The organism is Streptomyces sp. NPDC047049, assembly GCF_040643995.1.
Classification (GTDB): Bacteria; Actinomycetota; Actinomycetes; order Streptomycetales; family Streptomycetaceae; genus Streptomyces; species Streptomyces mooreae.
This window is the reverse complement of sequence record NZ_JBEYVM010000023.1, coordinates 107894-115487: the sequence shown is the minus strand read 5'-3', so window position 1 is coordinate 115487 and position 7594 is coordinate 107894. Positions and strand designations below refer to the sequence as shown.

Sequence of the window (7594 nt, the reverse complement as noted above, 5' to 3'; positions counted from 1 at the left end):
ACCGATCCGCGGGCGGACGTGGACGCGGTGCGCCGCCGGATCGGTGATCTCCGCGCCGTCCAGGAAGATCGCACCGTCGACGATCTCCTCCAGCAGCGCGCGTCCTCCTCCGGAGGAACGACGCACGACCCTACGGGTCGTAAAGACGATAAACCCCTCCGGGGTTTAAACAATTCCTCCCGGAATTGTTTGTGAAATTCCTCCGGAATTCACGCGCATTCGCATTTCGAAAATTGGGACAGTTTAGCGATTGCAGGCGAGTGCTGACGGAGCTTCAAGCGGGCTGCCTAGAAGAGGGGTGAGGGTGCGGCTGCTTCTGACGGGGACTGGGGTGTGAGGTGACGGTCAGCCAGGTTCTGACCTTCCATCACCAGAACCTCCAGAGTACCGGCTTTCCGTGGTCTTGCGTGCCAGATCCTACCAGGAACCACCCTTCCGGGTCCACTTCAGCCAACCTGCTGCGTCGCTCCATGATGCAGGGGTAAAGTTCGTGGAACTACGGCACTACCCCCAGGGGCGGGAAGCTCCGGGAATTCCTCATAAGGAAAGGCTAGCCGATGCCGGACGAGAAAAGCGCCGAATCCCCCTTTCGGTCATCCCAAGGCTTGAGCTTCGAAATGCGCTTTGACGCGCTGGAGGAAATCCACCGTGAGGTTTTCGGGATGACGGTGGAGCAGGTCCATGAGCGGATGGTGGCCGCGGGTGGACTGGAGGCGGGCGAGGACTCGGTGCGGCCGCTCAGCACGGAGGAGCAGCTGGCGGAGCTCCGGCGGGATGAGCTGCGGCGCATCTGGAGCCTGATGCTCGACGCGGGGTGGCTGACCTACTCTCCCGATGGTGATCCGGCGGTGCACCGCTGGAACCAGGAGCGGCTGGAGCATTGGGCGCGGGAGAGCGGTGAAGCGGGGCCGGACCCGGAGCTGGTCCGCTACCGGATCGTGGCGCAGCGGACCGATCCGGCGCATCCCGGTGCTTCTGTGACGGTCAACTACGCCTACGGGCGGTCGGTTGAGGATGCCCTGGGCAAGGCGCGGCGGGTGCTGGAGCGGCCGCATGGCCTGTATGGGGACCGCGGTATGTACCGGGTGGTGCAGGTGACCGAGGAGAGCCTGTCGGTCGAGATGCGGCAGCTGGAGGATGCCCGCCAGCGGTACCTCACCACCATCCTGGAGGCCGCGCTCGCTACCGTGCGCGGCCGTGAGGTCGACGACCCGGACGGGGAACTGCTCAGCCGCCTGGACGACTTCTTCACCCGTGCCGTGGTCTTCCCCGACCCGCACAACGGCGGCGTTCGGCCCCGGCCCTACCAGGCCACCTTCGGTTGGACCAGCGAGCCGCCCGGGATTGAGCACGCCAGCGATCCCGGCCGGGCCCTGGCTCAGTTCCTCCTGTCCTACCTCGACCACCACGGCCTGGCGGTCACGGACGTGCGACAGCGTGGGCGCGCCGACCTTGTGCGGCTGGAGGCGTTCGTCCGGGAGACGGTGCTGCCGCGGACGCATCCGAACACCACCGAGCGGCGACGGGTGTTGGAGGCGCTGGGTGAGGCCGGCGGTCTGTGCACCGCGCGGACGGTGAACGGCGACGGGGACGCCGTCGTCTGCACGCGTGAGGCCGGGCACTACGACCCGGACGACTTGCCGGGGTTCATGCGCGGGACATCGGACGGGACGCCCGGCGGCTGGCACAAGGTAAACGGGGTGATCTGGAGTGACGCGTCTTCCTCCAGCACCCCGCACCAGCCCGTCAGTCTCGCGGATGGGGAGGCCGGCCAGTGATCTGGAGCAGCGAGGACGTCGCGCGGGATGCGGTGCGGCGGCAGGGTGCGGGGATGCCGGCGGCACGGGTTGCCGAGGCGGTTGCCCAGGCGGCTGTGCGGGAGCGGGAGACGGCCGAGGAGCTGCGCTGTCCGGGGCCGGTGGAGCGCGGGGGGCTGGTGGCGTCGCCGGATCCGGCGGAGCTCGCCGAGATGTGGGTGGCGCGGCATGCGGAGTGGCGGCGTGTGCAGGCGCTGGTGGAGGCGTCGGGGTGGGCGGTGTATGAGCCGGAGCGGGACAGCGTCGGCTCGGCGTGGGCGGCGGAGCGCACGGTCCGGCGGGAGCAGGCCCTCGCCGCGCACGCCACGCACATGGAGCGGCGCAGGGAGGCCGCGCAGGAGGTGTGCGGCGAGGTGTGGGTGGCCGCCGGGCCGGGCCGGCGGCTGCGGCAGGTCGCGTCCCGGGCGGGGCTGACGCCGCAGGAGGTGCTGGCGCAGCTGGCGGGCCGGGTGGTGGTCGGTGAGGACGGCGCCGTGTCCGTCGCGCCGTTCATTCCGTCGCGCTGACTTTCTGCCGGAATTGCGGATTCGTTGAATTGCTGGATTGTGGAACTGGAGGGGTCAGGAATGGGCAGCAAGATGGGTGAGATTCCGCTTTTCTCGCATCAGGTGGAGTTGGTTGATGCGGTTATCCGGGGTCTTTCGGGGCCGCTGGACGGGGTTCTGCCTGCCCGGGGGTTGCGCGGGCAGGTGGTGTCGGCGACCGGTACGGGCAAGACGATCTCGGCGGCTACGGCGGCGCTGCGGATGGTGCCGCGGGGGCTGGTGGGGGTGTTGGTGCCGACGCTGGATCTGCTGACGCAGACGGTGGAGGCGTGGCGGGCGGTGGGGCACAAGGGGCCTGCGGTGGCGGTGTGCTCGTTGGGGGCGGACCCGCTGCTGGAGGCGCTGGACGTGCGGTGCACGACCAATCCGACGCAGCTGGCGCTGTGGGCGAAGGAAGGGCCGATGCTGGTCTTCGCCACCTACGCGTCGCTGGTGTCGCAGGGCCTGGAGGACGACCAGGACGGCGACGCCGAAGGCGAGGGCTCCGAGGGACGTGCGGCGGCGCCGGGGGTGCTGGAGCAGGCGCTGCGCGGGTCGTTCGGTCAGAAAATGGGTCCTTTTGACCTGCTGGTGGTGGATGAGGCGCACCGGACAAGTGGTGCAATTGGTAAGGCTTGGGCGGCAGTTCACGATCAGGAGCGGATTCCGGCGGCGCGGCGGCTGTACATGACGGCCACGCCGCGGCTGTGGGCGCCCGCGGTGGCACCCGCCGGCGGATCGGGCGCGGAGGGTGCCGGGGGCGGCTCTGAGGGCGATTCAGGGGCGTTGGGTGGGCGGTTGGTGGCGTCGATGGATGACGTCCAGTTGTACGGGCCTGTTCTGTACGAGCTAGGGCTGATGGAGAGTGTGGAGCGGGGCATCCTTGCCTCGTTCGAGGTGGATGTGCTGGAGATCCGTGACCCCGAGGCCCCGGGCGAGGACGCCGCCCCGGAGGAGGTGCGCGGCCGGCGCCTTGCCGCCCTACAGGCGGCGCTGCTCAAGCACGCGGACACCACCGGTGCGCGGAACCTGATGACGTTCCACTGGCGCACGATCGAGGCGATGGCGTTCGCGCGGGCGCTGCCGGAGACGGCCGCGGAGCTGTATGAGACGGACCCGGCGGTGTATCCGAAGCGGGTGGGGGCGGAGTGGCTGTGCGGGGAGCACTCGGCCGCCCACCGGCGGGTGGTGCTGGACCGGTTCGCGGACGGCCTGGACGCCGAGGGGTGGGTGACCGAGCTGGGCATCCTGGCGTCCTGCCAGGTGCTCGGTGAGGGCGTCGACATCCGCGGCAAGCGCGGCGTCGACGGCGTCGTTTTCGCAGACACCCGCAGTTCGCCGGTGCAGATCGTGCAGATCACCGGCCGCGGGCTGCGACAGGCGCCGGGTGAGGGGAAGGTGGCGCGGCTGGTCGTGCCGGTCTTCCTCCAGGCCGGGGAGGACCCCGAGGACATGATGGCTTCCCCCAGCTACCGGCCCCTGGTCGCCGTGCTCCAGGGGCTGCGTGCACACGACTCCCGGCTGATCGAGCGCATGGTCCTGCGCACCGCCAGCTCCCGCGGGAAGGCCACCTCGGTAGTGGCCCTCGACCCTGGGCGCGAGGAAGACGAAGAGGGCGAGGAAAACACGGAGGGGCAGGCGGAGGAGGAGCCGGCCGCCGGCGACGAGGCCGGGGAGGGCGAGGACCAGGACGTCGAGGAGGGCAAGGCGGCCGAGGCCGTCGGCGGCGGCCGGCGGCCCGCCGAGGGCGAGGGCCAGGAGGACGAGGACGCCCGCGGGGGTGTGCCGTTGCTGCGGTTCTCCCTGCCGCGCAACCCCGACGTCATCACGGCCTTCCTGCGCACCCGCGTGCTGCGGCCGGACTCCGAGGTGTGGCTGTCCGGGCTCAACGCCCTGCGCAAGTGGGTCGAGTCGCAGGGGCACGCGCAGGTGCCGATGGACACCGTCGTGCCGATCTGGACGACCGACAGCAACGGCGACGGCGACGGCGGCACGTATGCGCTGGGGGCATGGGTCAGCGAGCAGCGCCGCGCGTTCCGTGCCGGGACGCTCAAGGCGTGGCGGGCCGAGCTGCTGGACGAGCTGGGCATGGTCTGGTCGGTTGCCGACGCCCAGTTCTACAAGAAGCTCGCCGCGGCCCGGGACTACTTCGCCGTGCACCGGACTCTGGCCATGCCCAAGGACACGGTGATCGACGGGGTAGCCGTCGGCCAGTGGCTGGCCAACCTCCGAAAGACGGGCGGGCTGGGCAAGGACGAGGACCGCGCCACCGAGCGGCGCGAGGCGCTGGAGCGGATCGACCCGTACTGGAACCCGCAGTGCTGGCCGTTCGAGTGGCAGCAGCGCTACGCCGCACTCTCCGCGGTCCTGGACGACGGAGCCACCCTCGCCGAGATCCTGCCAGGCGTCACCATCGGCGGCCAGGACATCGGGGCCTGGCTGCACGCGCAACGCACGGGGTGGGAGCAGTTGGGCGAGGAGCAGCGCGAACGCCTGGCCGAGCTCGGCGTCGAACCGCTGCCTGCCACCGTGGAGGCGCCGGTGAAGGCGGTGAAGGCCCGCAAGGGGGTCTCGGCGGCCTTCGAGCGGGGCATCGCGGCCCTGGCCCAGTACAAGGCCCGCGAGGGGCACCTGAAGGTCCCCCGGTCCCACACAGAGGAGATCACGGTGGAGGGCAGTGCAGAGCCGGTGTCTGTGAAGCTGGGCGTATTTCTCTCGAACACCAAATCCAGGCGCGGCAAGCTCACCGCCGACGCGCTCCGACAGCTGACGGACCTGGGACTGGAGTGGGCTGCGTAGCCACGAACACACGGGTGCGGCCCGGCGGATTGCCGGTCGGGTCGCACCGTGTGTTCGGTTGCGCGTCCGGGGCGGTGGGGGTCCTGGACGTGGAGCCTCTGCCAATGAGCTATGAGGCCGTGTCGCCTTCTGGTGCCTCAGTGTTCGCGCGCTGCTCCTCGAAAAAGTCCAGCTTCTCCCCGAACGGACTGTCTTCTACGGGGAAGACGATCTTGTCGTACAGCGCTCGCTGGCACATCAGGGAGTGGTCTGCCGTGCTCAGCTGTAGCTTCTGTCGTTCCGGCGTGGGCTCGGTGAACCACTGCTGGATGTGCAGGTAGCGGTAGCCTTCGGCTCCCTTGGCTTCTCCGTAGACAATGCGGTCGATCCCCTTGAGCACCGTCGCATGATTGAGGGACAGCCTTTTGCCGCCGGGGTCAGAGAAGGACACGCGCCAAGACCACTGCTGGCCTGCGAGGAGTTCAGAATCCTCGGGGAAGACGCCGTTGAAGTCGGCGTGGTACTCGGCGTTGGGACCGATCACAATGCGTTCCCACTCGTGATCCCCCATCCAGGGTGAATCTGACAGGAAGCCCTCCGCGAAGCGCCGGGTCTCTTCGTCGGAAATCAGGTGTTCTCCACTCATGCTTCTCCCTTGCCAGTCGCGGCGAGCCGGAAGAACGGCCCGGCACTCCTCGCAACGAGCGGCGCGAGCACCAGAGTTCCCGCTCACCACCTCGGGACGTTGCTGCCCGGCGTGACCGTCGGTGGCCAGAACATCGGTGCGTGGCTGCATGCGCAGCGGCAGGGGGAGCAGCTGAACGAGGAGCAGCGCGAGCGTTCTCCCCGGACGGATCCGTGCTGGCCGCTGCCGGCGGCGGGAAGGTGCATCTCTGGGAACCGGCCACCGGCAGGCAGGTCGGCGAACCTCTCGAACATGACGACTCGATCTCCAGCTTCGCGTTCTCCTCCGATGGTTCGCTACTCGCCGCTGGCGGGGTCGAGGGCGAGGTGCAGCTGTATGCCCGCCGGCCCCACGGACGCAGCCCCGGGACTGAGCGCTCCGCGGCCGAGGCTGCGGCGGACCGCAGGGGCCTCGGTTCGAGGCAGGCGCACCGGTTGTCTACTTTCGCCGGGGGTTGGCATCGCGGCGGCTCTTTCGGGCGTCGCGCATCTGCCTTCTTTGGGCGGGTTGCACGTATATCTCGAAGCAGGCTTCGTCGATGAGATCCGCGACGTCTGCGACCTCTTCACGTGTGAACTCCACGCCCTGATGGATGCTCCAGTTGCCCAAGAACCGTGCCTCATCAAGGTCGGTGACCAAGTCATCGGCCACGCCGTGATTCTTGAGATCTTCGATCTTCTTCGCCAGGTCCCTACCTTGGGCGCCCTTGTCGGCGCAGAGTTCCTCGACCGCTGCGCGGTACATGACTGCTGCTGCGCGTAGCGCCCCCGCTTCCTCGGCCATGCTGGCTTCGGCGTACAGGGAACGGATCTTCTCCGGTACGTAGGCGTCGAGCTCTCGTGGGTCCGCCTTTGGCCAAGCACGCCACCTCTTGATCGAGGTGCTGCCGCTGCCCTGCCTCATCTGCAGATCGTGCACGAGCACGTTGTGCCCGCAGAGCTGGCAGGACCAGAGCGCGCACCAGAGTTCTGGCTGTGGTTCGGCCGGCTTTGGTCGCGGAGGAACGCCGCTCGCCCCGCTCACCATCGGAGCGCCTCCGGGCGCAGGGGTGGTCCTTCGCAGACGCGGCCAGATGGGCCTGTCCTCGATGTGGGTGAATCCGACGGACAGCGAGCAATTCGGGCACCATCCGCTGGGACGCTGCGTGTTGGGTATCTCCTGGCGGGCGCTAGTCACGTTCCATGTCTACCGGATGTGTCGTACAGCGTTGTACTGCTTTCGCTGATCACCCTCCCCGCTGCCCCGCTTCACCACCGACTTGGACCGCCTCACCTCAGAACAGCGTCGCCGATTCCGCCGGGCCGTTTCGGCCTTCGTCCACGACTTGCGCACCGACGGACGCTTCCGTGCCGGCCTCCGCGTCAAGCACCTCAGCGGATTCCCCGGCATCTACGAACTCACCTGGTCCATGGGCACCGGCCCCGCAGGACGCGCCACCTGGGAGTACGGGCCCGCACGCTGACCTGGCACCCCGCACGTCATCTGGCGCCGCATCGGCACCCACGACATCCTCACCGGGACCTGAGATGGGCGCACTCCCCTGCTTCGCCAACCAGGTCCCGCCCTCCCCTCCGCAGCGCGCGGCGCCCTGAGTGCTCCGCTGCCACCCCCGCCCCGGCATTGAGGGTATGCAGTGAGGTAGGCACTCGCCGCCGGTGGGATAAGTGGTCACACCTGTCCGGGTAAGCGGTTGCCCTCACCGTGCTGAGCAGCGAGCACCTGGAGGATCACGAGGCAGCTGCGTTGGCCAAAGCGCCAGGCCGCCGCCGTGCCGTGGCCGATTGGCCACC

At 69.0% G+C, this 7594-nt stretch carries 7 protein-coding genes and 1 pseudogene; 5 read left to right on the top strand and 3 right to left on the bottom strand.

Annotation, left to right across the window (positions count from 1 at the left end):
* Positions 1-96, bottom strand: a pseudogene (locus tag ABZ851_RS33245) (peptide ABC transporter ATP-binding protein); the annotation flags it as partial.
* Between the two features lie 509 nt (positions 97-605).
* Between ABZ851_RS33245 and ABZ851_RS33240 the strand changes: the two are divergent.
* From ABZ851_RS33240 to ABZ851_RS33230, 3 genes are all read left to right on the top strand, one after another.
* Positions 606-1778, top strand: coding sequence for a hypothetical protein (locus ABZ851_RS33240; protein ID WP_361135696.1), 1173 nt, complete (start codon positions 606-608; stop codon positions 1776-1778).
* The gene (locus tag ABZ851_RS33235; protein ID WP_361135693.1) at positions 1775-2323 is read left to right on the top strand and encodes a hypothetical protein; all 549 of its coding nucleotides are present in this window, start codon (positions 1775-1777) and stop codon (positions 2321-2323) included. The genes ABZ851_RS33240 and ABZ851_RS33235 overlap by 4 nt, the downstream gene beginning before the upstream one ends.
* Positions 2324-2395: 72 nt before the next feature.
* Positions 2396-5140, top strand: a complete 2745-nt coding sequence (locus tag ABZ851_RS33230) for a Helicase associated domain protein (protein ID WP_361135705.1) — start codon at positions 2396-2398, stop codon at positions 5138-5140.
* Positions 5141-5249: 109 nt separating this feature from the next.
* Here the strand turns inward: ABZ851_RS33230 and ABZ851_RS33225 are convergent, their stop codons facing one another.
* On the bottom strand, positions 5250-5765 hold the full coding sequence (locus ABZ851_RS33225) for a hypothetical protein (RefSeq protein ID WP_361135710.1): 516 nt from the start codon (positions 5763-5765) through the stop codon (positions 5250-5252).
* Between ABZ851_RS33225 and ABZ851_RS33220 the strand changes: the two genes are divergently transcribed.
* Entirely contained in the window at positions 5696-6346 is a 651-nt protein-coding gene (locus tag ABZ851_RS33220) for a hypothetical protein (protein WP_361135690.1), read from the top strand. The genes ABZ851_RS33225 and ABZ851_RS33220 overlap by 70 nt on opposite strands.
* On the opposite strand, the gene ABZ851_RS33215 is transcribed toward ABZ851_RS33220, so the two are convergent.
* Entirely contained in the window at positions 6243-6722 is a 480-nt protein-coding gene (locus tag ABZ851_RS33215; protein WP_361135687.1) for a DUF4145 domain-containing protein, read from the bottom strand. The two genes, ABZ851_RS33220 and ABZ851_RS33215, sit on opposite strands and share 104 nt — an antisense overlap.
* 406 nt (positions 6723-7128) lie before the next feature.
* Between ABZ851_RS33215 and ABZ851_RS33210 the strand changes: the two genes are divergently transcribed.
* A complete protein-coding gene (locus ABZ851_RS33210) occupies positions 7129-7266 on the top strand; it encodes a hypothetical protein (RefSeq protein WP_361135684.1) in 138 nt (45 codons plus the stop codon).
* The last annotated feature ends 328 nt before the right edge of the window (positions 7267-7594 follow it).